The 25,525-nt window shown below is 68.1% G+C and carries 22 protein-coding genes and 1 riboswitch; of the genes, 10 read left to right on the top strand and 12 right to left on the bottom strand.

The window, feature by feature from the left end; all coding sequences use genetic code 11:
* Window positions 1–7: 7 nt before the first annotated feature.
* Both KIK15_RS15360 and KIK15_RS15355 read right to left on the bottom strand, forming a co-directional pair.
* Window positions 8–1,129, bottom strand: a complete 1,122-nt coding sequence (locus KIK15_RS15360; protein ID WP_214245686.1) for a DUF475 domain-containing protein — start codon at window positions 1,127–1,129, stop codon at window positions 8–10.
* Between the two features lie 163 nt (window positions 1,130–1,292).
* Complete coding sequence (locus tag KIK15_RS15355) at window positions 1,293–1,868, bottom strand: TerD family protein (RefSeq protein WP_214245557.1); 576 nt, start codon at window positions 1,866–1,868, stop codon at window positions 1,293–1,295.
* Between the two features lie 169 nt (window positions 1,869–2,037).
* On the opposite strand from KIK15_RS15355, the gene KIK15_RS15350 reads away from it, so the two are divergent.
* Genes KIK15_RS15350 through KIK15_RS15325 form a run of 6 tightly spaced genes read left to right on the top strand, consistent with a single transcriptional unit; the run spans window position 2,038 to window position 9,130 of the window.
* Window positions 2,038–3,252: a hypothetical protein gene (locus KIK15_RS15350; protein WP_214245556.1), complete on the top strand. Its 1,215-nt coding sequence runs from the start codon at window positions 2,038–2,040 to the stop codon at window positions 3,250–3,252.
* Window positions 3,253–3,284: 32 nt separating this feature from the next.
* Window positions 3,285–4,460: an HpcH/HpaI aldolase/citrate lyase family protein gene (locus KIK15_RS15345; protein WP_214245685.1), complete on the top strand. Its 1,176-nt coding sequence runs from the start codon at window positions 3,285–3,287 to the stop codon at window positions 4,458–4,460.
* The gene (locus KIK15_RS15340) at window positions 4,457–5,788 is read left to right on the top strand and encodes a phosphoribosyltransferase family protein (protein WP_307851916.1); all 1,332 of its coding nucleotides are present in this window, start codon (window positions 4,457–4,459) and stop codon (window positions 5,786–5,788) included. Before KIK15_RS15345 ends, KIK15_RS15340 begins: the two co-directional genes overlap by 4 nt.
* Window positions 5,785–6,900 (top strand): cysteine protease StiP family protein, encoded by a 1,116-nt coding sequence (locus KIK15_RS15335; RefSeq protein WP_307851915.1) that lies wholly within the window; start codon window positions 5,785–5,787, stop codon window positions 6,898–6,900. Before KIK15_RS15340 ends, KIK15_RS15335 begins: the two co-directional genes overlap by 4 nt.
* On the top strand, window positions 6,897–7,832 hold the full coding sequence (locus KIK15_RS15330) for an HAD family hydrolase (RefSeq protein ID WP_214245555.1): 936 nt from the start codon (window positions 6,897–6,899) through the stop codon (window positions 7,830–7,832). The genes KIK15_RS15335 and KIK15_RS15330 overlap by 4 nt, the downstream gene beginning before the upstream one ends.
* Window positions 7,832–9,130, top strand: coding sequence for a TerD family protein (locus KIK15_RS15325; RefSeq protein WP_214245682.1), 1,299 nt, complete (start codon window positions 7,832–7,834; stop codon window positions 9,128–9,130). Before KIK15_RS15330 ends, KIK15_RS15325 begins: the two co-directional genes overlap by 1 nt.
* A 67-nt stretch (window positions 9,131–9,197) precedes the next feature.
* Here the strand turns inward: KIK15_RS15325 and KIK15_RS15320 are convergent, their stop codons facing one another.
* The gene (locus tag KIK15_RS15320) at window positions 9,198–9,557 is read right to left on the bottom strand and encodes a hypothetical protein (protein ID WP_214245554.1); all 360 of its coding nucleotides are present in this window, start codon (window positions 9,555–9,557) and stop codon (window positions 9,198–9,200) included.
* A gap of 160 nt (window positions 9,558–9,717) precedes the next feature.
* Here KIK15_RS15320 and KIK15_RS15315 point away from each other — a divergent pair, with 160 nt between their 5' ends.
* Window positions 9,718–10,062 (top strand): RNA polymerase-binding protein RbpA, encoded by a 345-nt coding sequence (locus KIK15_RS15315; protein ID WP_214245553.1) that lies wholly within the window; start codon window positions 9,718–9,720, stop codon window positions 10,060–10,062.
* A gap of 108 nt (window positions 10,063–10,170) precedes the next feature.
* Here the strand turns inward: KIK15_RS15315 and KIK15_RS15310 are convergent, their stop codons facing one another.
* The 5 genes from KIK15_RS15310 to cobN form a co-directional block, all read right to left on the bottom strand.
* A complete protein-coding gene (locus tag KIK15_RS15310; protein ID WP_214245552.1) occupies window positions 10,171–10,962 on the bottom strand; it encodes a polyprenol monophosphomannose synthase in 792 nt (263 codons plus the stop codon).
* On the bottom strand, window positions 10,943–12,601 hold the full coding sequence (gene lnt, locus KIK15_RS15305) for an apolipoprotein N-acyltransferase (protein ID WP_214245681.1): 1,659 nt from the start codon (window positions 12,599–12,601) through the stop codon (window positions 10,943–10,945). Before lnt ends, KIK15_RS15310 begins: the two co-directional genes overlap by 20 nt.
* A gap of 80 nt (window positions 12,602–12,681) precedes the next feature.
* Window positions 12,682–14,289 (bottom strand): amidohydrolase, encoded by a 1,608-nt coding sequence (locus KIK15_RS15300; protein WP_214245551.1) that lies wholly within the window; start codon window positions 14,287–14,289, stop codon window positions 12,682–12,684.
* 50 nt (window positions 14,290–14,339) lie between these two features.
* Entirely contained in the window at window positions 14,340–14,813 is a 474-nt protein-coding gene (locus KIK15_RS15295) for an FxsA family protein (protein WP_214245550.1), read from the bottom strand.
* Between the two features lie 105 nt (window positions 14,814–14,918).
* On the bottom strand, window positions 14,919–18,548 hold the full coding sequence (gene cobN / locus KIK15_RS15290) for a cobaltochelatase subunit CobN (RefSeq protein ID WP_214245549.1): 3,630 nt from the start codon (window positions 18,546–18,548) through the stop codon (window positions 14,919–14,921).
* Window positions 18,549–18,605: 57 nt separating this feature from the next.
* A riboswitch (cobalamin riboswitch) is annotated at window positions 18,606–18,677 on the bottom strand.
* A gap of 41 nt (window positions 18,678–18,718) precedes the next feature.
* Here cobN and KIK15_RS15285 point away from each other — a divergent pair.
* Genes KIK15_RS15285 through KIK15_RS15275 form a run of 3 tightly spaced genes read left to right on the top strand, consistent with a single transcriptional unit; the run spans window position 18,719 to window position 22,019 of the window.
* Window positions 18,719–19,882, top strand: a complete 1,164-nt coding sequence (locus tag KIK15_RS15285; RefSeq protein ID WP_214245548.1) for a precorrin-3B synthase — start codon at window positions 18,719–18,721, stop codon at window positions 19,880–19,882.
* A gap of 8 nt (window positions 19,883–19,890) precedes the next feature.
* Entirely contained in the window at window positions 19,891–20,514 is a 624-nt protein-coding gene (locus KIK15_RS15280) for a precorrin-8X methylmutase (RefSeq protein WP_214245680.1), read from the top strand.
* On the top strand, window positions 20,511–22,019 hold the full coding sequence (locus tag KIK15_RS15275; protein WP_214245547.1) for a precorrin-2 C(20)-methyltransferase: 1,509 nt from the start codon (window positions 20,511–20,513) through the stop codon (window positions 22,017–22,019). The genes KIK15_RS15280 and KIK15_RS15275 overlap by 4 nt, the downstream gene beginning before the upstream one ends.
* Here KIK15_RS15275 and KIK15_RS15270 read toward each other — a convergent pair.
* The 4 genes from KIK15_RS15270 to KIK15_RS15255 are packed head-to-tail and all read right to left on the bottom strand — an operon-like array spanning window position 21,991 to window position 25,518.
* A complete protein-coding gene (locus tag KIK15_RS15270) occupies window positions 21,991–22,758 on the bottom strand; it encodes a cobalt-precorrin-6A reductase (RefSeq protein ID WP_250324693.1) in 768 nt (255 codons plus the stop codon). The two genes, KIK15_RS15275 and KIK15_RS15270, sit on opposite strands and share 29 nt — an antisense overlap.
* Entirely contained in the window at window positions 22,755–23,507 is a 753-nt protein-coding gene (gene cobM / locus KIK15_RS15265; RefSeq protein WP_214245546.1) for a precorrin-4 C(11)-methyltransferase, read from the bottom strand. The genes KIK15_RS15270 and cobM overlap by 4 nt, the downstream gene beginning before the upstream one ends.
* Window positions 23,504–24,742: a precorrin-6y C5,15-methyltransferase (decarboxylating) subunit CbiE gene (gene cbiE / locus KIK15_RS15260; RefSeq protein WP_214245545.1), complete on the bottom strand. Its 1,239-nt coding sequence runs from the start codon at window positions 24,740–24,742 to the stop codon at window positions 23,504–23,506. The genes cobM and cbiE overlap by 4 nt, the downstream gene beginning before the upstream one ends.
* Window positions 24,739–25,518 carry an SDR family NAD(P)-dependent oxidoreductase gene (locus KIK15_RS15255; protein WP_214245544.1) on the bottom strand — a complete coding sequence of 260 codons (780 nt, stop codon included), beginning with the start codon at window positions 25,516–25,518 and terminating at the stop codon, window positions 24,739–24,741. Before KIK15_RS15255 ends, cbiE begins: the two co-directional genes overlap by 4 nt.
* Window positions 25,519–25,525: the final 7 nt, after the last annotated feature.

The raw sequence follows: 25,525 nt of genomic DNA, 5'->3' as shown, positions 1-25,525 counted from the left end.
GGGAGGGTCAGTCCGCAGTTGCGGGCTGCGTGACTCGGGAGCCGGTGGCAGCATCGGAGTCGCCGTCGTCTCGCTTGTTGGCCAGGACGCTCGTCAAGAACGCCGCGCCGATGAAGAAGACGCCGATCAAACCGGTGACCACCTCGTTGATGTGGAAGCGCACCGACACGAACAGGATGACCGCCAAGGCGCCGATGGCCCAGTGCGCGCCATGCTCCAGGTACCGATACTCGGACAGAGTGCCCGCGCGAACGAGGTAGACGGTGATGGATCGGACGAACATGGCACCGATGAAGCCCAGGCCCAACGCGATGATGATCGGGTCGGCGGTGATGGCGAACGCGCCGATGACGCCGTCGAAGGAGAACGATGCGTCGAGGACCTCGAGGTAGAGGAACAGGAAGAACGCAGCCTTACCGGTCGCCTTCACCAGCTTCGACGGCCCGCCGTCTGCGCTCTCCTCGAACTGTTCGGTGTGGAACAACGAACCCAGGCCGTCGACGGCGATGTAGGTGATGAGCCCGAGGATGCCGGCGACCAGGACCGTTGAACGATCCTTGTCCTCGGCCAGGAACTCGGCCATCAGCACCAGCGACCCGCCGGCGATGATGACCGCGAGCTGGTCGAGTTTGCCCAGGCGGGCCAACGGCTTCTCGAACCACGCCAGCCACACCGTGTCGCGCTCGGCGAGGATGAAGTTGAGGAACAGCATGAACAGGAACATCCCACCGAACGCGGCGATCTGCGGGTGGGCGTCGGTGAGGATGGTCTCGTAGCTGCGCGATCCGTCGGGGAAACGTTCGGCGCCGTTCGCGGGGGGATTGAGCGCCAGGTCGAACGCGCGTACCGGGTTGAGTCCCGCGGTCACCCAGACGATCACCAGCGGGAAGATCAGGCGCATACCGAACACGGCGATCAGGACGCCGACGGTGAGGAAGATCTTCTGCCAGAACTCACTCATCCGCTCCAACACGGTCGCGTTGATGACGGCGTTGTCGAATGAGAGGGACACTTCCAGGATGCCGAGGATGGCGCACAGGGCGACGCCCTGCCAGCTGTCGTAGACGAAGGCCGCGATCAGCGAGCCGATGGTGACGAGAACCGACACCCCGAAGATCCGAACAACCACGATGGGTGGCCTTTCCGTTGCGTTGCGCACGACGTGGGCCATGTCGAGCGGTGTGTCGCGACCGACCCGGTCGCGTGGGCGAGGAACGAGCCCACAGCCTAGTGCAACCGCAACGACCCCCGCGAGATCTCGCCTCGCGGGGGTCGTGACGGTGTGATGTGGATCAGACGTTGACCCCGAAGTCGCGAGCGATGCCCGCGAGCCCGGACGCGTAGCCCTGTCCGACCGCGCGGAACTTCCACTCGGCGCCGTTGCGGTACAGCTCGCCGAAGACCATGGCCGTCTCGGTCGATGCGTCCTCGCTGAGGTCGTAGCGGGCGATCTCGGTGCCGTTGGCCTGGTTCACCACCCGGATGTAGGCGTTGCGGACCTGCCCGAACGACTGCGAGCGCGCCTCGGCGTCGTAGATCGAGACAGGGAAGACTATGGAGTCGACCTCTGGCGGCACGGCCGAGAGGTTGACCTTGATGACCTCGTCGTCGCCGTCACCCTCACCGGTGGTGTTGTCTCCGGTGTGCTCGATCGAGCCGTCCGGCGAGGTGAGGTTGTTGAAGAAGACGAAGTGCTTGTCCGACAACGCCTTCTTGTCGGTGCCCGTCCCGATCGCGCTGGCGTCGAGATCGAAGTCCACGCCGGTCGTGGTGCGGATGTCCCAGCCGAGACCCACCGCCACCGCGGTGAGACCGGGGGCCTCCTTGGTGAGGGAAACGTTGCCGCCCTTGCTCAAACTGACTCCCATGTCAGTCCTTTCTCGCTGATGCGTCGGTGGTGATGTCGGCTCCGGGGTCGCTTGACCCCGGTGGCCGTTGTCGACCACGGTACGGGAACTCCGGGTCGGTGGCTGTGAGTTCATCCCTTCGGTTGAGCAGGGCCGACCCCGCACACCGCCGACGACTACCATCGCGTCGGTGACCGCCGGGTGGTTTCGTAGAGGACCTCAATCGGGTGCGCGGCTGCCGTCGGGACCAGAGGCTGCTGCGCGTGAGGCGATGATCCGCGACTTCCTCGAGCTCGATACCCGACTGTCGATCATCACCGAGGGGGTCGACGCGGCAAGCGAACTCGGAACCGATCCCCAACTCGTCGCCGACTTCGCATCGGTTCGGGACACGGTCTACGCCGCGATCGATCGCTACCTTGCGTTGAGCGCCGAGCCGGATTCTTCGACGGGGGCGCCGATTCCGCGCTCGGCTGCCGAATTCTCCTCGTGCTCAACGGCTCTGCGGGATTCGATCGCCACTCTCGATCGGTTCTACACCTCGCATGCGGTGGCCGTGGAGAATGCCCGCGCGAACCAGGCCGCTGTCCCCACCCAGGCGGTGGCGGCCGCCGCGGAGTCCGACGCCGCGCTCGCCGCGGCGCAGGCCCTGCCTGATGAACTGCGGTCCTACTCGTCGGTGCGTGCGGCGATCGATCACCACCAGCAGGTGCGTGCCGATTTCGATGCCGCGCGAGCCGCCGGTCGCACAGCTGCCCTCGCGCGCGCGCGCGACGAGTTGGTCGAGGCGACCACTCGATTGACATCGGTGACTGCGGCTGCCCCGTCCCGGATCGCCGAGGTGACCCGTGCGTTGGCGTCGGTACGCACGCGCTCGGCGGCCGTCCAGACTCGAGTCGAACGCCTGCCCGGCGCGTACTCGGCTCTGCTGCGCGAGTTCTCGTCGAAGTGTTCTGACGACCTGGCCGGTCTGGATCAGCAGGGCGCTCGACTCCTTGCGGCCGCAGGTGAACACATCGCCGCCGCTGCTCAGTCCCTACACTCCGACCCCGACGCCGCTGCGGTCGCGATCGCCGCCGCGCGTGAGGCGCTGGCAGCCGCCGAAGACCGCGTCGACTCCGTGACCGACCGGCTGGTCCGCCTGCGTGAGATCCGAGCCGATCCGGTCGCGGTCGCGGGTAAGGTGCGGTTCCAGATCCGTGATGCCCAATTGCTTGCCGTCAACCGGGGTGTGGTCGGGCAGTTCGGATCAGTCCTCGACGCCGCCTCGGCCCGCCTCGAGCGGGCGGTGCAGGCGTTGGAGGGAACGCACCCGGACTACTGGGGCTATTCCCGTGAGCTCGATGACATCGCCGACTTCGTCGCCGGTGTGGTCGAGAAGATGAAAGGCGGCTCCCGACGGTGAGCGCACTGCAGCGAGTGGTGACGCACTTCCCCATGCTGCACTCCGAGGAGATCGATCGCCTCTTCCATCGACCTCCCACCTCCGTCGACCTCGACGGAGACCGTTCGCTGTTGGCGACCGCGCTGGGGGCGACCCTCTACATTCCCGCGGTGCGGGAGAACCTGGTCGAACTGGTCGTCAAGGCTCAGGCGGCGGGGTCGGTGTCGGTGGTGATCGACCTCGAGGACGCCGTCCCCGACGACGAGGTGAGTCGGGGGCTGTCGGCTGCGATCGCCGCGATCGACGATCTGGCGTCGGTGCCGCGCTGTCCGATGGTGTTCATCCGGGTGCGTCAACCTGAGCAGATCGACGCCGTGATCGAACGCTCGACGACCAGCGCCGCTGCGTTGGTCGGCTTCGTCATTCCGAAGTTCTCGGCGTCGACCGGGGCTGATCATCTGCGCCGCATCGAGCTGGCGTCGGCGGCCGTGGGTCGTCGGCTCTACGTGATGCCGATCATCGAGAGTCGGCAGGTCTTGCACATCGAGACCCGCGAGGCCGAGTTGCGCGGGATCGGCGTGCTGCTGGCGGCCTACGCCGATTCTGTTCTGGCCGTTCGGATCGGCGCGACCGACCTGTGCGGTGCCTTCGGCATCCGACGCGACCCCGACCTCACCATCTACGACGTCCACCCGGTCGCATCGGTGATCGCGGCCATCGTCAACGTGTTGGGCCGGATGGACGGCACCGGGTTCGTGATCACCGGGCCCGTGTGGGAGTACTACAACGCTCATGAGCGGATGTTCCGACCGCTGTTGCGCAACACCCCCTTCCAGGAGATCGATGCGGTGCGGTTCCGTAATCGCCTGGTCAGCCGCGATCTCGACGGGCTGCTGCGTGAGCTGGTGCTCGACCGGGCCAACGGACTGCAGGGCAAGACGGTCATCCATCCCACCCACGTCAACGTCGTTCACTCGGTGTGTGCGGTCTCGCATGAGGAGTACGTCGACGCCCTGGCGGTGCTCGGCCGCACCGATGACACCGCCGCGACCGATCCATCCACCTCGGACACCGGTGGGGTGCTGCCGTCGGTGTATCGCAACAAGATGAACGAGCGCCGCCCACACCGTAATTGGGCACACCGCACCCTCGACCGGGCCGTGGCCTTCGGGGTCACCCGACCCGATGTCGGTGTCATCGAGTTGCTGACCGCAGTGGTCGACCGGTGACCGATGCGGCCGGATCCGACCGGTGGTGGGCCGCACGTGAACTGGGGTTGCGGGCGGTGCCGGTGGGGGGCGCCGGCTGGAGTACCGATGAGCTGATCGTGCCCGGGTTGCGGCGCAATCCGCGGCGTGCGCACCTGTGGGTCTCCACCGTGCTGGGCAAACACATCCCGGTGCCTGCCTCACGCATCATCGCCGCCGGAACCGATCTCGCCGCGGTGGTGGCACAGTGTCTGCAGCCGCGGCCGGCGAGCGACTGCGTGGTGTTCGGTTTTGCCGAAACGGCTACAGGTCTTGGGCATGTGGTGGCCCACGCGCTGAATGCATCGGTGTACCTGCACTCCACCCGCAGGGTCTCCCCACCGGCGCCCACCGCCGCTGTCTTTCAGGAGGGGCATTCCCACGCCACCGATCACCTCATTCAGCCCACGTCGGTGCAGCTGTTGACCGACCGCTGCCCGATCGTGCTGGTCGACGACGAGATCTCTACGGGGGCAACGGCACTCGATGCGATCGCCAACCTGCACGCCTTCGCGCCACGGGACCATTACGTGGTCGCATCGCTGGTGGACCTGCGATCAGCCGCCGATCGGGAGCGGTGCGCCAAAGCTGCTGCGGCCCTTGGGGTGCGGGTTGATTTCGTGGCGCTGGCGATCGGGATCGCCGAGGTGCCGGCCGACCTCGTGGCCCGGGTCGGTGCCCTTCCGGAAACCGCGCCCTCCTCGAGTCATCGGCGTGACACGCCCGGCGCGGGTGAGGTGGTGAAGCTGATGGCCGACTGGCCGACCGATCTGCCCGACGGTGGTCGCCACGGGGTGTTGGCCGGCGAGCGCGACCGGTTCGACGCGGCGGTGATCGCGGTGACCGAGGTGCTGGCGGTGCACCTCGCGGCCGGCCGCCCGGTCCTGGTGCTGGGACATGAGGAGTTCATGTACCTGCCGATGCGGGTGGCCGCCGAGCTCGAGCGTCGAGGTGACTGGCCGTCGGTGACCACCCAGACCACCACCCGATCACCGGCCTACGTCTGCGATGAACCGGATTACCCTCTGCGCCATGGCGTCTCATTTATCGGACCGGAGGTGCTGGCCGGCTCGGACACCGCGGTGCGGTATCTGTACAACGCGGCGATCGAGGCACCACAGGTTCAGCGGGTGCTGATGGTGGACGGTCCCGCCGACACCGATGCCCTCGTCGCCGACGATTCGGTGGTGGCCGCGCTCACCGACAGCGGCCGCGATCTGCTGCTGGTCGTCGTGGGCGGCACCGGGCACGGGGGAACGGATTTCGCGGCGTTGTGTGCTGCGCGCCGGCAGCGAGGTGATCGGCCGTGACGTCGTGTCCTCCCCCGCTGTACGGCCCGCAGTTCGGCAGTTACGCCGCCGACGAGGTGGCCTGGTTGATGACCGACCTCTCCCATGTCGACCTCGAAGCCGATGTGGTGCAACGAGAACGAGCGATCCAGGCCGGCACCGCGCATTACGCAGAGTCGCTGCCGGTCGAGTACCAACCCGACGCTGCCTACCGGGCCCTGTTCGACGAGGTGTTGGCGACCACCGCCGCTCGGCTGGCGCATGCGGTGGGTGTGGTCACCGAGATCGTGCTCGCCGAACGGGGCCAAGATGTGGTGTTGGCCTCGCTGGCCCGCGCCGGAACCCCGATCGGGATCCTGATGCGACGCTGGGCGCTGCGCCACGGACTGTCGCTACCGCACTATGCGGTCTCCATCGTGCGGGATCGCGGCATCGACCGGGTGGCACTGGATCACCTGGCGCGCCATCACGATCCGGCGAGCGTTGTCTTCGTCGACGGGTGGACCGGCAAGGGAGCCATCGCCCGTGAGCTCGCTGCGGCCCTCGACGACGTGGCCGCAGCCGGTGGTCCACGATTCGACCCCGACCTCGCCGTCCTCGCCGACCCCGGGCACTGCGTGTCGACCTTCGGCACGCGCGCGGACTTCCTGATCGCCTCAGCGTGTCTGAACTCGACGGTGTCCGGGCTGGTGTCGCGTACCGTGCTCAACGACCGCCTGATCGGCGAGGGTCAGTTCCACGGTGCCAAGTTCTACGCCGACCTGGCCGCGGTGGATGTCTCCAATCGGCTGCTGGACACGGTGTCGGGGCAATTCGACGCCGTGGCACCTGATGTCGAAGCCGACGTGGTCCGGGTTCGCGGCAGCGATCGCGCGCCGACCTGGGTGGGATGGACAGCAGTTGAGCAGGTTCGACAGCGCTACGGGATCACCTCGGTCAACTTCGTCAAACCCGGTGTCGGCGAGACCACCCGCGTGCTGCTGCGCCGGGTCCCCTGGCGGATCCTGGTGCGCGACCGCAACTCCGCCGACCTGCGGCACATCCTGGCCTTGGCGGCCGACCGTGGCGTCGAGGTGGAGGTGGTCCCTGATCTCCCTTACGCCTGCATGGGCCTGATCAAGGAACTGCGATGAATCTCGGGCGCGCGCTCGACGCGCTGGTTGCCACCGATCTCGACCGCACCCTCATCTACTCGGCGGCCGCGGCCGGAGTCATCGAAACTGCTGCCACCGGAGCTGCTCCCATCGCAGCTGTTCCCACCCAGGACGCTGCCACCGAGATCGCTGCCACCGAGATGTGGGCGCAGAGCGTGCAGTGCGTGGAGATGTACCGCGGTCGTCCGCAGTCCTTCATGAGCCCGCGTGCGGTGGAATTGCTCATCGAACTCGATCGGTCAGCGGTCGTGGTCCCGACCACCACGCGCACCATCGAGCAGTTCAGCCGGGTCGAGTTGCCGATTCCACGCGATCGCCGACGCCCTCGTCTGGCGGTGGCCGCCAATGGCGGCGAGATCCTCCTCGACGGCGTGCCCGACGTGGACTGGCGACGCGAGGTGGACACCCGCGTGGCGGCGGGGAGCGCGCCGCTGGCGGAGGTGACCGAACGCCTGTGGCGCCATGAGGCGGACCCCTGGGTACGGTCGTTACGGGTGGCGCAGGGCCTGTTCTGCTACGCCGTGGTCGATCTCGCGAGCATGCCTGCGACGCTGATCGACGAGTGGCGCGGCTGGGCCGGTGAGCGCGGCTGGAACGTCTCTCGCCAGGGCCGCAAGGTCTATGTCATGCCTGATCCGCTGACCAAGTCGGCGGCGATCGCCGAGATTCGGTGCCGTCACGACCTGACCGGCGGCCGCTTCTTCGCCACCGGTGACGGGGTGCTCGATCGCCCGATGCTCGAGGCTGCCGACCGGGCGATCCGGCCCCGCCACGGCGAGCTCGAGGAACTCTCCTGGCATCACCCGACGTTGTCGGTTACGAAGGCGTCCGGGCTCGATGCCGGAGCCGAGCTGTTGGAGACGCTGCTGATCTGGGTGCGCGAGCCGACCCCTGACGAAGAGACGAGATGATGGCGACAACGCTGACCAAGGGACAAAACGGACCCCTCACCGGCCCCGATGTGGAGATCTCGGTGGATCTCGCGGCCGCCGGGGATCTCTCGGCGCTGCTCGTCACCGACACCGGCAAGGTGCGCACCGACGCCGACTTCGTGTTCTACAACCAACCCTCCGGTCCCGGGGTCACCTTGCGCACGGGCAGCGGTATCGGAATCCTGCAGCTCGATCTCGCTGCCGTACCCGCCGACATCGCGCAGGTCCGCGCGGTCATCACGCTGGAGTCGGGAACATTTGGCGCGGTGGCGGCTCCGGTGGCGCATGTGCGCAGTGGCGGCGTCGCGGTCTTCGACTACGCCATCGACGGGTTGTCGTCGGAGTCGATCGTCATCGCCCTGGAGGTGTATCGCCGCAACACCGAATGGAAGGTTCGGGCGGTCGGACAGGGCTATGCCGGCGGATTCGCGGCGTTGGTCACCGACCACGGGGTGTCTGTCGACGACGCGCCCTCTCCGACTCCGGCGTCACCAGCCCCGGGATCACAGCCCCCGGTCACCCCGACTCCCCCGGTCACCCCGACTCCCCCGGTCGCCCCGACTCCCCCACCGGCTCCTCCGCAGGCCTCGTACCCGCCCCCGTCACACCCGGCCCCGTCCTACCCACCCCCGGGCGCTGCACCGGTGGCCCCGGAGTGGCCGGCGCCATCGACCGGAGAGGTCAGCCTCACCAAGAGCCGACCGGTGAGCCTGGCCAAGGGGCAGCGGGTGTCGTTGAAGAAGGAAGGCGGGGTGGCGCTCACCCGCATCCGCATGGGGTTGGGCTGGGATCCGGTCACCAAGAAGGGCTTGTTCGGGTCGCGTGGCGGGTCGAACATCGACCTGGACGCCTCGGCGATGCTGTTCTCCGGCCAGACTCTGCTCGACCTGGCCTACTACGGGCAGCTGGTCAGCAAAGACGGCTCGGTCCGACATCACGGGGACAACCTCACCGGAGCCGGCGACGGCGACGACGAGGTGATCGACGTCGATCTCACCCGGATTCCGGGCAAGGTCGATCAGATCCTCTTCATCGTCACCTCCTATCAGGGTCAGACGTTCGAGCAGGTCGACAATGCGTTCTGCCGTCTGGTGGACGAGGCCGGCGGCGGTGCCGAGCTGGCGCGGTTCACCCTCGCCGGCGGGATGCCGTTCACCGGGATCGTGATGGCCAAGGTGCTACGTGCGCCCGACGGCTGGAAGCTGCAGGCCATGGGCGAGGGGATGGCGGCCCGTCACCCCGGTGAGGCCGCCAAGCAGGTGACACGCTTCCTGTGACCAGTGGCCGACGCCTCGGCCACCATCGTCGCGGTCCCCGGTGTCACCGGCCCGTTCGATGGTGGCCTCAACGTAGCCGCTCGGCGTCGACCGCCAGGCGCAGCAGTGTGCGACACAACGCGTCGAGTTCCTGATGTTCGGCCCGTTCCCCAACTGCGGTCGCGACATCTTCTGCAGCACAACGTAATTCGAAAAGCCGGTCGCTGAGTTGCTCGGCTTCGGCTGTGCTCAGCACCACCGAACCCGGTGGCAGTGACGTGCGTTCTGTCTGCGCACGTTGTTCGTACGCGCGTTGCCGGCACGCCTGCTTGCAGTATTTGCGTCGCCGCCCGGTCTCGGAGTCCACGACTGGACGGCCGCACCACGCGCAGGCGTACGGGCGGCGGCGGGTGCCCCCGGAGCTGGTCGCAGCCGATTGGACGTCCATCCGGGCAGGGTACCGCCGCGCGTGGTGTGTGACCGGTGCCCAACGCGCAGGTAGCATGGGATTGTTCTGGCTCGTTGACCGATTGGTGACAGCGATTGCCGGTCGGAGCCCACTGCCGTTCACGCGGCCGGGAGGGCTATGCAAAGAGAGGACGACACATATGGCAGATCGAGTACTTCGAGGTAGCCGCCTGGGTGCGGTCAGCTACGAGACCGACCGTGATCACGACCTCGCCCCACGGCGGATCGTGCAGTACCGCACCGACAACGGCGAGATCTTCGATGTCCCGTTCGCCGACGACGCTGAGGTCCCGTCCAAGTGGCCGTGCAAGAACGGTATGGAGGGCACCATCCTCGAGGGTGCCGAGCCCGAGGAGAAGAAGGTCAAGCCGCCGCGCACCCACTGGGACATGCTGCTCGAACGGCGCAGTGAGGCCGAGTTGGAGGAGTTGCTCAACGAGCGTCTCGAACTGCTCAAGCAGCGTCGACGGGGCGTCAGCAGCTGACCGAACCGGTCGCATACGGCGACCATCTGACACCAAGGCCGTCACCTCGGACAGGGGTGGCGGCCTTGTCCGTCGGCCTGTTGGTCGTTGCCCGGCAGCTGGGTCCGGTCAGTGATGTCGGCGACGTAGCTTGTCCATCCGGTGGCGCCAACCCCACTCGGCCACCTTCAAGAACGCCTCGCTCACCACTTCGCCGCTCATCTTGGATTCACCGACTGCACGTTCGGTGAATGTGATGGGCACCTCGGCCACGCTGAAGCCGGCCTGGATGGTGCGCCACGCAAGGTCGATCTGGAAGCAGTACCCGGCTGACTCGACCGAGGCGAGATCGATCTTCTCGAGCACTTCACGTCGGTACGCACGGTAGCCGGCGGTGATGTCGCGCACCCGGACCCCCAGCGCCAGCCGCGAATACGTGTTTGCGCCCTGGGAGAGCAGTTTGCGTCTGGTGGGCCAGTTCACCAGCTTGCCGCCGGGCACGTACCGCGATCCGATGACCAGGTCGGCGCCGGCGTTGATCCGCTCGAGCAGCCGCGCGAGCTGTTCGGGTGCGTGGCTGCCGTCGGCGTCCATCTCCACGATCACCGCGTACTCGCGTTCCAGCGCCCACGCGAATCCGGCGAGGTAGGCCCCGCCGAGGCCGCTCTTCTCGGTGCGATGCATCACGTGGATGCGATCGTCGGCTGCGGCCAGCGCGTCGGCCAGGTCGCCGGTGCCGTCGGGGCTGTTGTCATCGACCACAAGGACATGCACGTCGTGCAGCGACGTGCGCAGACGATCGACGATGGACGGAAGGTTCTCCCGCTCGTCGTAGGTCGGGATGATCACCAGCGTGCCTGCGCCTGCGGGACCGACCGGACGCGATGCGCCGCCCACCGCGTCAGGTGTCTGCGGTGCCATCGGTCTCCTCCGGTTCGGCGTGCGTGCCAGGGGTGGTGACACGGGAGTCAGGGCTGTTCGCATCGGTGGGGTCAGGGTCGGTGGGCGACAAGTCACCGACCGACCGATCGGACCCCGATGCGGCCAGATGTCGGTTCAACCTAATACGTCGGCCAACACTGACCAAAAAGCCGATCAGGGTGAGTCCGACCGCCAGGTGTTGGGGCAGCGGTCCGATCCGGGTGGCGACAGTCTGATCGGTGTGCAGCGGTATCCGCGCCACCAGAGTGGCGGGGGTGAAGAAGCTGGTGCGCGATCGCAGTCGCCCGTCGGGTTCGACGATCGCGCTGACCCCGGTGGTGGCCGCGACCACCACGCTGCGGCCGTGCTCGACGGCACGGATCTGTGACATCGCGAGCTGCTGATAGGTCATTTCGGTGCGACCAAAGGTGGCGTTGTTGGTGGGCACGTACAACAGTTGGGCGCCGGCGCGCACCGCCGATCGTGGTGAGCGGTCGAAGGCGACCTCCCAGCACGTCGACACTCCGATCGTCACCGACGGCGACCCGGCGCGGGGGGTGCGAACCTGCACCACACTCGGGCCCGACCCGGGTCGGAAGTTGCCGGCCCGATCGGCGTACGAGGAGAACAGGCGAAAAAACGATCGCCACGGCAGATACTCACCGAACGGTTGGATGATGTGTTTGTCGTAGCGGCCTATCGCGCCGTCGTTGCCGTTCCACACCAACACCGTGTTGGTCGGCCGGTTGTCCTCGTTGTCGATCAGCGTTCCCACCAGGATCGGCGCGCCGACCGCCACCGACGCGGCGGTGATCTCCTCAGCGGCATCAGGGTTGTCCAGCGGGTCGATGTCCGAGGCGTTCTCCGGCCACAGGACCACGTCAGGTCGGGGCTGTCTCCCGGCCTTGATCGATGCCGCCAACACGAGGGTCTCGCGGATGTGGTTGTCCAGGACCGCGCGCCGCTGCGCGTTGAAGTCCAGGCCCAGTCGGGGAACGTTGCCCTGGACGGCGGCCACGGTCAGGGTGGACCCAGGTGCATCGCGTGCGCGGGTGGCCGCGTGCACCGACGGCCACATCATTGCCGCGGTCACCGGCGCGATCACGGTGATCACCGCGGCCGCGGCGGCCGGACGCACCGCGGTCGGCCACGCGGCGCGGGCACGTACCGCTGCGAGAACCAGCCCAGCTGCGCCGGCACCGGTGAGCGCCACCGCGAAGGTGAGCAGCGGTGCGCCACCGAGCGCGGCGATCGAGACCAGCGGGCTGTTGATCTGGCCGAACGCCGTTGCTGCCCAGGGGAACCCGCCGAACGGAAACGATGATCGGGCCCATTCGACGGTGGTCCAGGTCAGGGCGAACCACACCGGTGCACCGGGCAGGCGCATCATCACCGTGGCCAGCGCGCCGAACAGGGCCAGGTAGATCGACAAGACGACCGACAGGGCGATCCAGGGCACCGGGCCCACATAGACGCCTACCCACGGGATCAGTGGTAACCACAGTCCCAGCCCGAACGTGAAGCCGTACCAGGCGGATCGGCGTGCGGTGGACATGTCCGACGCCAGTACGGCGTACAGCAGGGCGACTCCGAGAATGCCCAGCAGGAAGTGGTTGCGCGGGGGGAACCCTCCCCACATCGACACGCCACCGAGAACCGCGACCAGGGTGCGCAGCACCCGTGGATCCTTGCCGAGCGCGGCCAGGTCGGGCACCTGTGTCACGTGGCACCGAGGTGGATCGGTTGTCCAGCCCGGACGGTCTGCACACAGACCGGCAGTGCAGCGCCCGGGCTCATGTCGGGCAGCGCGGGCACACGCGCACGCGGATCGGTCGACCAGCGTTGCACCTTCTCCGAGGAGCCGGCCGTGACCAGGTTCTCGACCCGCCAGATCGCGTAGTCGGCGGGCGCACCCGGCATCAGGACACCACGCGTGCCGTCGGCGACCCCGGCGGCACGCCAGCCTCCTCGGGTGACGGCGGCGAACGCTGCTCGCGGTGACACCGCGCTGTCAGGATTGTGGTGGTTGACCGCTGCTCTGATCTGCTGCCACGGGTTCATGGCCGTCACCGGCGAGTCGGAGCTGAAGGCGAGGTTGACTCCGGCGCGGGCGAGCCCGGCGAAATCGTTGAGGCCCGCAGCGCGCGCGCCACCGAGCCGCTGCTCGTACAGCTGCCCCGGGCCACCCCACAACGCGTCGAAGATGGGCTGCATGCTGGCGGTCATGCCGGCGTCGGCGAAGACTGCGGCAGCATCGGGACCGACCATCTCGGCGTGTTCGATGCGGTGGTGACAGCGGGCCACGCGGGCGCTGCCGAACTCGGCGAGCAGCACCCGCAGCGCGCGGGTCAGGCAGTCGGTGGCGGCGTCTCCGATGAGATGGAAACCGGCCTGGACCTCGGCTTCGGTGCAGGCCCGCAGGTGTGCGATCACCGCGTCCTCGTCGAGGTAGGACACGCCGTGGTTGTGCAGGTCGTCGGCGTAGGGGTGTGTCAGCCACGCCGTGTGTGAGCCGATTGCTCCGTCGATGAACAGATCGCCGCCGAGCCCGTCGGCCCCGGTGGCGGCCAGCAACGACCGGGCCGCGTCGACGTCGGTGACCGCCTGCCCCCAGTAGCGACGCACCTGCACCGCATGATCCAACGCGCCGATCGCGACGAAGTCGGCCAGACCGCTGATGTCGGGTCCACCGTTCTCGTGGACCGCCACGATCCCGTTCGCCGCTGCTTCGTCGAGGGCTCGTCGCTGGGCCCGGGTGCGTTGCTCGGCGGTCAACAGACCGCGCGCTGCGGCCCGCACCAGGTGGTGGGCCTCGGCGGTCAACGGTTGTTGCGGGTCGAAACCGGCTGCGTCGGCGGCCTTGTCGGCGATCGTGCGCAGGGCTGTCGACGCCACTGCGGAGTGCTCGTCGATGCGCGCGAGGTAGACCGGTCGGTTCCCCACGATGGCGTCGACGTCGTCGGTGGTGGGACTGGCGTGATCGGTCCACGTCGAGTCGTCCCAGCCGAGCCCCCAGATCAGTTCCCCTGGCGGTGTGGTCGCGGCGTACTCACGCAGCCGCGTCAAGCAGTCGGCACGGCTGGTCGCATCCGACAGGTCCAGACCGTTCAGCGACAGCCCGGTGGAGGTGAGATGGACATGGGAGTCGACGAACGCAGGCGCCACGAAAGCGCCGTCGAGATCGGTGACCGGCACCTGCGGATGCAGGGCCCGACCCACCTGGTCCGAACCGATCCACGAGATGACGCCGTCGGTGACCGCCATCGAGGTGGCGTCGAAAGCCTGCGGAGAGTAGACGTGTCCGCCCACGAACAGTTGTGTGCCCACGCCTACCGAGTCTGCCCTGAGTGTCAGGATCGGTCCGGGTCGGGTGTAGTTCAGACGCGGGGGTCGCGGGTGATGCCGTAGACGCCCGGCCGATGCCCATCGGCATCGACGACCTCGCCCTCGACGACGGTCCCCCACCCGGAGGCCGGGGTGAACCGGCCGACCGTCGTCGCGATACGAGCGGCACCGACTCTGGTGACCACCGGTCGCAGGACCGCACGGGTGGGTCGCAACATCAACACGATGCCGAGCACCGTGCTGACCAGGCCTGGGATGAACAGCAGGAACACCGCAACCGCCAACAGCGCGGTGTCGGTGATGGGTCGCAGTGAATCGGTTCGTCCTTCGGCCGCCGCGCGGACCTCGGTGAACACCCGTGCCCCCTGTCGGCGCAGCAGGATCAGCCCGATCACGAAGGCGGCGGCGGTCGCCACGACCGTCCACCAGAACCCGATCCCGTACACCAGGCCGATGAACGCGCCGATTTCCACGACGACGTAGGTGAGAAAGGCGAACAGCTTCATGATCATCAGTCCCTGTGGCGTGTCGGGTCGAGCGTGTCTGACCAGACAACGATCGGGTCGCCGATTTTTCTCCCGGCACCACCGGGGGCTGATCGTCGGTGCGGGTCAGCCGCCCTCGATATCGCCCTCGGTCTCGAGGAACACCTGCTGCAGGCGCTCCAGGGTGTCGGGGCCGGGGTGGCGCCACATTCCCTCGCGGCCGGCCGCCTCCAGGAGCCGCTCGGCGATACCGTGCAGCGCCCACGGATTCGACTCGGCCATGAACTTGCGGTTGGTCTCGTCGAAGACGTAGGTCTCGGCGAGCTTCTCATACATCCAGTCCTGCACCACGTCGGTGGTCGCGTCGTATCCGAACAGGTAGTCCACGGTTGCGGCCATCTCGAAGGCGCCCTTGTAACCGTGGCGGCGCATCGCGTCGAGCCAGCGAGGGTTGATCACCCGCGAACGGAACACGCGCGCAGTCTCCTCGGTGAGCGTGCGGGTGCGCACCGACTCGGGCCGGGTGCTGTCGCCGATGTAGGCCTGCGGCGATGATCCGGTCAGTGCGCGCACGGTCGCGATCATCCCGCCGTGGTACTGGAAGTAATCATCGGAGTCGGCGATGTCGTGTTCGCGGGTATCGGTGTTCTTGGCCGCCACCGCGATCCTGCGATACGCGCTGCGCATGTCGTCGGCGGCGGGAACCCCGTCGAGTCCACGGCCGTAGGCAAACCCTCCCCAGCTGGTGTAGACCTGCGCCAGATCGTCATCGCTGCGCCAGCTCTTGCTGTCGATCAGCTGTAGCAGGCCCGCCCCGTACGAGCCCGGCTTGGATCCGAAGATGCGGGTGGTGGCGCGGCGGTGATCGCCGTGTTCGGCCAGGTCGGTCTGCACGTGGGCGCGCACGTAGTTGTCGGCCGCGGGTTCGTCTAGTCCGGCGACCAACGCGACAGCGTCGTCGAGCATCGCCAGCACGTGGGGAAACGCATCGCGGAAGAAGCCGCTGATCCGCACGGTCACGTCGATGCGGGGTCGGCCGAGTTCGGACAGGCCGATCGGTTCGAGTCGGGTCACCCGGCGCGATCCCTCGTCCCACACCGGCAGCACCCCGAGCAGCGCGAACACCTCGGCGATGTCGTCGCCGGAGGTACGCATCGCGCTGGTCCCCCAGATCGACAGGCCCACCGATCGCGGGTACTCGCCGTGATCGTCGAGGTAGCGCTGGACGAGCGAATCAGCCATCAGCTGACCGGTCTCCCACGCCAACCGCGACGGGATGGCCTTGGGGTCGACGGAGTAGAAGTTGCGTCCCGTGGGCAGCACGTTGATCAGGCCACGCAGCGGTGAGCCGCTGGGGCCGGACGGGATGAACCCGCCGGCCAACGCGTGCAGTACCGCGTCGATCTCAGCGTTGGTCTGACGCATCCGGGGCACCACCTCGGTGGCCGCGAACTCCAGGATCCGAGCCACGGTGTCGCCGTGTCCGGCGGCCACCTCGGCGACCGCGTCCGCCGACCAGTCCGCGTCGGCCATCGCCGACACCAGGGTGCGTGCCTGTTGTTCGATCTCATCGACCCGGTCGCGTACCTCGTCACCGTCCTCGCTGAGCCCCAACGCTTCTCGCAGGCCAGGCACACTGCGTTCGCCACCCCACATCTGCCGGGCGCGCAGCATGGCCAGCACCATGTCCACCTCGGCGTCGCCCCGGGGTGCGCGCCCCAACACGTGCAGCCCGTCGCGGATCTGTACGTCCTTGATCTCACAGAGCCAGCCGTCGACGTGCAGCAGCATGTCGTCGAAGACCTCTTCGGCCGGTCGCTCCTCGAGGCCGAGGTCGGTGTGCATCTGCGCGGCGGTCATCAGCGTCCAGATCTGCTGACGGATGGCCGGCAGTTTCACCGGGTCCAGCGTGGTGATGTTGGAGTGTTCGTCGAGAAGTTGTTCCAGGCGGGTGATGTCGCCGTAGCTCTCGGCACGCGCCATCGGCGGGATGAGGTGGTCGACCAGGGTGGCGTGCGCGCGCCGCTTGGCCTGGGTGCCCTCGCCGGGATCGTTGACCAGGAACGGGTAGATCAACGGCAGATCACCTAGCGCAGCGTCGGTGCCACAGGATGCCGACATGGCCAGGGTTTTGCCGGGCAGCCATTCGAGATTGCCGTGTTTGCCGATATGGACCAGAGCGTCGGCTCCGAAACCGCCGTCGTCTCGAGCCGCCCCGACCCACCGGTAGGCGGCCAAGTAGTGATGGCTGGGCGGCAGATCGGGGTCGTGGTAGATCGCGATGGGGTTCTCGCCGAACCCCCGCGGCGGCTGCACCATCAGCAGCACATTGGCGAATTGCAGTGCGGCGATGACGATCTCGCCGTCGGGGTCTGCTGAGCGGTCCACGTAGAGCTCACCCGGCGGTGGACCCCAGTGCTCGACCACTCGATCGCGGAAGTCGTGCGGCAGGGTGTCGAACCAGCGCCGGTACCGGACGGCGGAGATGCGGACGGGGTTGCGCTGCAACTGTTCTGCGCTCAACCAGTCGGGGTCCTGGCCCCCGGCCTCGATGAGGGCGTGGATCAGGGCATCTCCGTCACCGGCCGCCAGGCCGGGTACCGCTCCTGCTCCGGATTCGGGTCCCAGGTCATAGCCGGCTGTTCGCATCGCCTCCAGTAGCGCGATGGTGCTGGCGGGAGTGTCCAGGCCGACCGCGTTGCCGATCCGGGCATGTTTGGTCGGGTACGCCGAGAGCATCAGGGCCACGCGCTTGTCGCGGGTCGGGATGTGGCGCAGTCGACCGTAGCGGGTGGCGATCCCGGCCACCCGGGCACAGCGTTCTGGGTCGGGCACGTAGGTGCTCAGCCCTTCGGCGTCGATCTCCTTGAACGAGAAGGGAACCGTGATGATCCGACCGTCGAACTCGGGTACCGCCACCTGGGTGGCCACATCCAGCGGCGTCATGCCATCGTCGCCGTCGGCCCACGTCGCCCGGCTACTGGTCAGACACAGGCCCTGCAGGATCGGGATGTCCAACGCCGCGAGTTCAGCAACGTTCCATGCCTCGTCGTCCCCGCCCGCGCCGACGGCCGCCGGCGCGGTGCCGCCGGCCGCCAGCACGGTCACCACCATCGAATCGGCCTGGCGCAGCGCGGTCAGGAGGTCGGCGGGCGCAGCACGCAACGAGGCACAGAAGATGGGAAGTGGTCGGGCTCCGGCATCGACGAGGGCGTCGCACAGGGCCTCCACGTAGCCGGTGTTGCCCGCCAGATGCTGGGCGCGGTAGTACAACACGGCCACCGTCGGACGACTTGGGGTGATCGAGCCGGTCTCGAGCCCGCTACCCCGATGCGCGAGCATCCCCCAGGTCGGTGTGGGTTGGGGCGGGTCGAATCCGTGGCCGGTCAGCATGATGGTGTCGGACAGAAACCAACTGAGCTGCAACAGGTTCGCCGGGCCGCCCTCGGCGAAGTACGCGTGGGCCTGGGCGGCGACGTTCGCGGGCACCGTCGACAGCTCCATCAGTGCGGCGTCGGGCGTGATCTCGCCGCCCAACATCACCACGGGAATGCCCGAGGCGAGTACCGCGGTCACTCCGGAGTTCCACATCTGGCGGCCACCGAGGATGCGCACCACCACCAGATCGGCAGCGGCCAGCATGTCCGGGAGGTCCTCGGCCACGCTGATCCGATTGCAGTTGGCCCAGCGGTAGTCACCGCCGCTGTGGCGGGCGCTGGACAGATCGGTGTCGGAGGTGGACAGCAGCAGGATCACGGGCTTCTCCTCGCCGGGTGTTCGCGCCCGGAGGTCGGGTCGTCGGTCAGGCGTAGGTCTGGCTCCGAGCCGGCCCCCGGGGCGGAGCTGCTCGACACAGTGGCGCGACCGCGCCGGACTCACACCGGCTTCTACACCTGATCGCGTGCGCTCACCCTAGCCTGGGGGTCATGGATCGACCGACCGACCGCTGCCCGGGGGTGTTCACCACCCATCCGGGCGCCGATGGACACGTGGCGCGGATCCGGTTGCTCGGTGGCCGACTCGACCCCGCGGAGCTGGCGGCGCTCGCCGAGTTCGCGCTCGCCCACGGCGATGGCCATCTCGAGATCACCGGACGCGCGAACCTGCAGGTTCGTGGTCTGTCCGCCGACGTCGACCCCCACGGCTTGGTCGAGGCGGGGCTGGTTCCCTCCCCCGCCCATGATCGGGTGCGCAACCTGATGGTCTCGCCACGGTCGGGTCGGGTTTCCGGACACCCGGACCTGTGGCCGGTGGCCGTCGCGGTGGAGGCAGGCCTTCTCGCCGACCCGCAGCTGGCGAGGCTGCCCGGTCGGTTCCTGTTCGGTTTCGACGACGGCGGCGGTGACATCACCGTCCACGGCCCCGACCTCGGGGTGATCGCCCGCGATGACGAGCTGGTGGAGGTGGTGGTGGCGGGTCGGGGCACCTCGCTGGTCATCCCGGCGCGCCACGCACCGGCGGTCATCCTCGACGCGGCGAGCTGGTTCACCGACCACCGCACCGACCACTGGCGTATCGCCGACCTCGATGCGACGCGACGACACGCTCTGACCCAAAGGATCGCGGCGACGGCCGGGCCGAACGTCGTCTCGACCGGTGGGGACGGTCGCGAACAGCGTCGCGGCGATCTGAGCCCGCTCGTCGGATGGTTCGACCAGTCAGATGGTCGGGTGATGCTGGGATCGACGTTGCCGCATGGTCGGGTCCCCGCTCGGACCGCCCAGTTCTTCGCCGCCGTCGACGCGCCGGTGATCGTCACCGGCGACCGTGAGGTGGTGCTGTGCGACCTCGAGGAGGGGGTGGCCGAGACGGTGGTCCGGGTGCTGGCACCGATGGGGGTGATCTTCGACGCAGCGTCGCCGTGGGTGCAGGTGTCCTCGTGTGTGGGGGCGCCAGGATGCGCGAGCTCGGCCGCCGACGTGCGGTCTGATCTCGAGGCCCGAGTCGTCGACGGTGAACCGCCGACCACACGCGAACACTGGGTCGGGTGCGCACGCGGCTGTGGCAGCCCGGGCACCCATCACCTACGGGTGCTCGCCGGGTCTGACGGGTACGAGCGACAGGCCGTGGAACGTCCGCGGCTATCGTGAGCCCCGACATGTACGACTACATCCGTGACGGCGCCGAGATCTACCGGCAGTCGTTCGCCACCATCCGCGCCGAGTCCGACCTGTCGGCGTTCGATCCCGACACCGAGACGGTGGTGGTCCGGATGATCCACGCGTGCGGGCAGACCGATCTCACCGACGACGTGATCGCCACCGCTGCGGTGGTGTCCTCGGCGCGCTCAGCGCTTGCCGCGGGTGCTCCGATCCTGTGCGATGCGACGATGGTGGCAGCCGGGGTGACCCGCAGACGGTTGCCCGCCGACAACGAGGTCCGCTGCTTTCTGTCCGATCCGCGCACTCCAGAGCTCGCCGCCCAGCTCGCCACGACGAGAACCGCTGCGGCCGTGCATCTGTGGGAACCGCACATCGCCGGGGCAGTGGTCGCGGTGGGCAATGCACCGACTGCGTTGTTCGAGTTGTTGACGTTGATCGACCAGGGCTTCCCGCACCCGGCAGCGATCGTGGGTGCCCCCGTCGGGTTCATCGGTGCCGCGGAATCCTGTGCCGCGCTTGCGAATCGAACCGACCTGGAGTTCATCACGGTGTTGGGGCGGCGCGGCGGGTCGGCGATCACCGCCGCAGCCCTCAACGCGTTGGCGAGCTCGGTCGAATGACGCAGACGCGCGGGCGGCTTCTGGGCATCGGCCTCGGTCCCGGCGACAGTGACCTGGTCACGGTGCGGGCGGCCAGGATGATCGGCGAGGCCGACGTGGTGGCGTATCACTGCGCTCGACACGGACGCAGCATCGCACTGTCGGTGGCGCAACCGTACCTGCGGGACGGCCAGATCCGGGAGCAGCTGATGTACCCGGTGACCACCGAGAGCACCGATCACCCCGGCGGCTACCGCGCGGCGATGGACGAGTTCTACACCGACGCGGCGCAGCGTCTGGCCGAGCATCTGCGAGCGGGCCGAACGGTGGCGTTGCTCGCCGAGGGTGACCCGCTGTTCTACAGCAGCTACATGCACATGCACAAACGGCTGGCCGAGGAGTTCGAGACCGAGATAATCCCCGGCGTCACCTCGGTCAGCGCCAGCACTGCGGCCGTCGGCATCCCGTGGGTGGAGGCTGACGAGGTGACCACCGTGCTGCCGGGGACCCTCTCGCGCGCCGAACTGGTGGCGCGGCTGCGCGGCGATCAGGCGATCGCGATCATGAAGTTGGGCAGGACATTTCCCACGGTGCTCGCTGCGTTGGACGATGCGGGGTTGGCCGATCGTGCCCTCTACGTCGAGCGGGCATCCACGTCGGCTCAGCGGGTGCTGCCGGTGCGCGACGTGGATCCCGCTGCCGTGCCCTACTTCTCGATGATCATCGTGCCCGGACCCCGCAACGCGGTACGCAGTCCCGCAGCTGATGCCGCCGCCGCTCCCGGCGAGGTGGTGGTGGTGGGGCTTGGACCGGGCGCCTCGAGATGGACGACCCCGGAGGTGACCGCAGAGATCGAGCGGGCCACCGACCTCGTGGGTTACACCACCTACCTCGATCGGGTGGTCGCCCGTCCGGATCAGCGGGTGCACCGCAGCGACAATCGCGTGGAATCCGAACGGGCCTGCATGGCATTGGATCTCGCAGCCACCGGTGCTCAGGTGGTGGTCGTCTCCTCCGGTGACCCGGGGGTGTTCGCGATGGCCTCAGCGGTGCTGGAGATGGCTGCCGAGGACCGGTGGGCGCACGTTCGGGTGCGGGTGGTGCCCGGGGTGACCGCAGCCAACGCCGTGGCTGCGGCGGTGGGTGCCCCACTGGGCCACGACTACGCGGTCATCTCGTTGTCAGATCGACTCAAGCCGTGGTCGATCATCGAGTCCCGGTTGCAGGCCGCCCTCGACGCCGATCTGGTGATCGCGATCTACAACCCGGGCTCGGCCAGCCGGACCTGGCAGGTGGAGGCGTTGCGCGAGTTGATCATCGACCGCGTGGGACCCGATCGCACGGTGATGGTGGGTCGCGATGTCGGTGGCCCTGAGCAGTCGGTGACCGTCACCACCGCAGGTGCGCTGGTGGCGGCGCAGGTCGACATGCGCACCCTGCTCATCGTAGGGTCGTCGACCACTGCGGTCGTGGCCCGCGCCGCGGGCACCGCTGTGTTCACCTCGCGGCGGTACGCAACAGACTGACCGCGTCGTCGACCGAGTCGACGGCCACGTCGACCGGCACCTGCGGTGGGCGCTGCACCATGACGACCGGCAGACCGAGCTCGCGGGCCGCGGCCAGTTTGGCCGCCGTCAGTTCACCGCCGCTGTTCTTGGTCACCAGAACGTCGATGTCATTGTCCACCATCAGCTTTCGCTCAGCGTCGAGCACGTAGGGTCCGCGGCTGCGCAGGATGTGGTGCCGGCGAGGGAGATTGCAGGTGGGCGGATCGACCACCCGGATCAGGAACCAGGGCTCGGTGAGATGTGCGAACTCGTGGACGTCCTGGCGTCCGGTGGTGAGGAAGACACGGCGGCCGTGCTGACCGACCCAGTCCGCCGCCTCGGCGAGGTCGGGCACGCTGATCCATTGATCACCGGGAACCTGTGACCACGCGCGACGTTGCAAACCGATCAGTCGGATCCCCAGTCGCGTGCACGCCTGTGCCGCGTGGGCCGAGATGTGCTGGGCGAACGGATGTGTCGCGTCGACGACAGTGGTGCATCGGTGGGCACGCAACCATGCGATCAGTCCGTCGACCCCGCCGAAACCGCCCGACCGCACGTCACCGGCGGGTAGCGCGGGGTCGCTCACGCGCCCGGCCAGCGATGACACGCAGGGGATGCGCTCGGCGTGGAGCACCTGTGCCAGGGCGCGTGCCTCCCCGGTGCCGCCGAGGATCAGGATCGGGGCCGGGTCGGTCATCGCAGGATCAAGGTTCATCGCCGGAGCTTGGCGATGCGGGCACGCGAGTACAGGTAGCTGTCGGGGAACCCTTCGGCGGCCAGTGCACGACCGACGAAGATGACTGCGGTGCGGGTGATCCCGGCGGCCGTGGTCTGTAGCGCGAGCTGGGCGAGGTCACAGCGGACGATCTGCTCGTCGGAGCGTCCGGCGTAGGCCACCACCGCGCATGGGCAGTCGCCGCCGTAGTGCGGCAACAGATCCGCGACGATCGCCTCGACGCGATGGGCAGCCAGGTGCAGCGCCAACGTGACGCCGGTGCTCGCCAGTTCAGCCAGCGACTCCCCCGCCGGCATGTCGGTGGACAGGGTGGAAACTCGGGTGATCAGTAGTGACTGCCCCACTCCCGGGACAGTCAGCTCACGTCCCAAAGATGCTGCTGCAGCTGCGAACGCCGGCACGCCGGGCACGATCACGTGGTCGATCCCCACCGCCTCGAGCAGCCTGATCTGTTCGGCGACCGCCGAGTACAACGACGGATCACCGGAGTGTAGACGTGCCACGTCATGGCCGGCGGTGTGTGCGGCGGTGATGTGATCGACGATGTCGCTCAACGGCATTCGAGCCGTGTCGATCAACACCGCCTCGGGCGGGCAGTGTGACAGCATCTCGGCGGGCACCAGCGATCCGGCGTAGAGACACGTCTGACACCGCGCCAGAGTCGCAGCACCGCGCAGTGTGATCAGGTCCGCTGCTCCGGGGCCGGCCCCGATGAAGTAAACGGTCACGACGTCTGTCCCCTGTCATTCTCTGGTGCAACGCTTTTCGTCACGCAGTACTGGGTGACGGGCAGGATGGGTCGCCACGTCGTCATCGACCCCAGCGGTGCAGCCTGATCGATGTGCACTCGGCGTAGGTCCCCGCCCCAGCGGCGAGCACGGTCGAGGACCACCGACTCCGACTCCACGGTCACCGCATTGGCCACCAGCCGGCCACCATCGCCGAGCGCATCCCAGCACCCCTCGAGGACACCCGGTGTGCAGATACCGCCGCCGATGAACACCACATCGGGAACATCGGTGTCGGCGAAAGCCTCGGGAGCACTGCCTTTCACGGTGAGGTTCTCGATCACCCCGTGCGCTTGGGCGTTGCGTCGGATTCGGTCGCGCCGGTCCGGGTCGGACTCGAAGACCACAGCCGTGCACCGTTTGTCGGCGCGCGACCATTCGATGGCGATCGACCCGGCGCCACCCCCGACATCCCACAACCGCTGTCCGGCTCGAGGTGCGAGCAGCGACAGGGTCAGGGCGCGCACCGCCGACTTGGTGAGCTGACCGTCGGATTCGAAGCTGTTGTCGGGCAGGCCGAATCCGAGGGGCCGCCGCGGGCCCTGGCAGTGCACGGCGACGATGTTGAGCGCCGGCGCGTCGGTATGTCCCCAGCTGTTGGCCGGTGCGGCGATGATCAGTTCGCGGTCTCCGCCGAGGTCACCGAGGACGGTCATCACCGACGATCCGTAGTCGTATTCGGTGAGGACCGCGGCCACGAGTGCAGGGGTGCTCGCATCACGGCTGAGGATCAGCAGCCGCTGGTCGTGATCGACCCAGCGCAGGATGGTGCTCGGATGATCGGTGAGCAGCGAACACACCCTCGTCGTCGACAGGTCCCATCCCAGCCGGGCTGCGGCGAGAGAACAACTGGACACCGTGGGGATCACCTTGACCCGGTGCGCTCCCAGCCGGTTCATCACGGTGGTTCCCAGCCCGTGCATCAGCGGGTCGCCTGATGCCAACAGATGCACCGGGCGTGCCGGCGGGGCGTCGAGCAGCGCGAAGAGGTCGGGCATCATCGGCGACGCCCACCTGTGGTGTTGTGCGGGCAGATCCGGCAGCAACGCGAGCTGGCGCGCCGACCCTGCGATGAGTGTGGCCCCGGCGAGTTCGGCGCGGGCGAGGTCGGTCAAACCGGACCACCCGTCGGCGCCGATCCCGACCACCACCACATCGGAGTGGGGCGCGCTCATCGCGGCATCCGGCGCCAGATGGCCTGCGGCAGCATCCGCATCACCACGAACGCCGGTCGGATGGCCCACGGGATCCATACGGTCCGTCGTCGGCGGTGCAACGCTCGGACCACCGCTTCGGCGACCTGATCCGGTGTGCTCGACATCGGCGCGGGCGAGACCCCGGAATCCATCAGTTCTTTGGTCATGGCACCGATGACGAATCCAGGACGCACCAACAGCAGATGGACTCCGGTGTCGTGCAGCGCATCCGACAGCCCGGAGGCAAACCCGTCGAGCCCGGCCTTGGTGGAGCCGTAAACGTAGTTGGCTCGGCGTACCCGTACGCCGGCTACCGAGGAGAACACGATGATGTCACCCGAGTCGTGGGCGCGCATCATCGTCGCCAGCGGGGTGAGGACGCTGATCTGAGCGAGGTAGTCGGTGTGCGCGATCTGCAGGGCATGGGCGACGTCCCGCTCTGCGCGCGCCTGATCGCCCAAGATGCCGAACGCGACGACAGCGGTACCGATCGGGCCGTGGTCGGCGACCACCGAGGCGATCAGGGCTGGATGCGAGTCGGTGTCGTCGGCGTCGAAGTGCATCGTGTGGACCGCGGCGGCGCCGGCCTCGTGCACCAGGTGCACCTGTTCGGCGAGGTCGTCAGGTCGCCGTGCGGCCAACACCACCACCCGACCGCGTGCGATTCGTCTCACCACCTCCAGCCCGATCTCGCTGCGGCCGCCGAACAGCACAACCACACCCGAGAGATCCGGTCGACGTCGGCGCACACCCATGGCCAGA

This window comes from Williamsia sp. CHRR-6 (genome assembly GCF_018474015.1).
Classification (GTDB): domain Bacteria; phylum Actinomycetota; class Actinomycetes; order Mycobacteriales; family Mycobacteriaceae; genus Williamsia_A.
The sequence above is the reverse complement of the archived record's forward strand: the minus strand, read 5'-3'. Positions and strand labels throughout refer to the sequence as shown.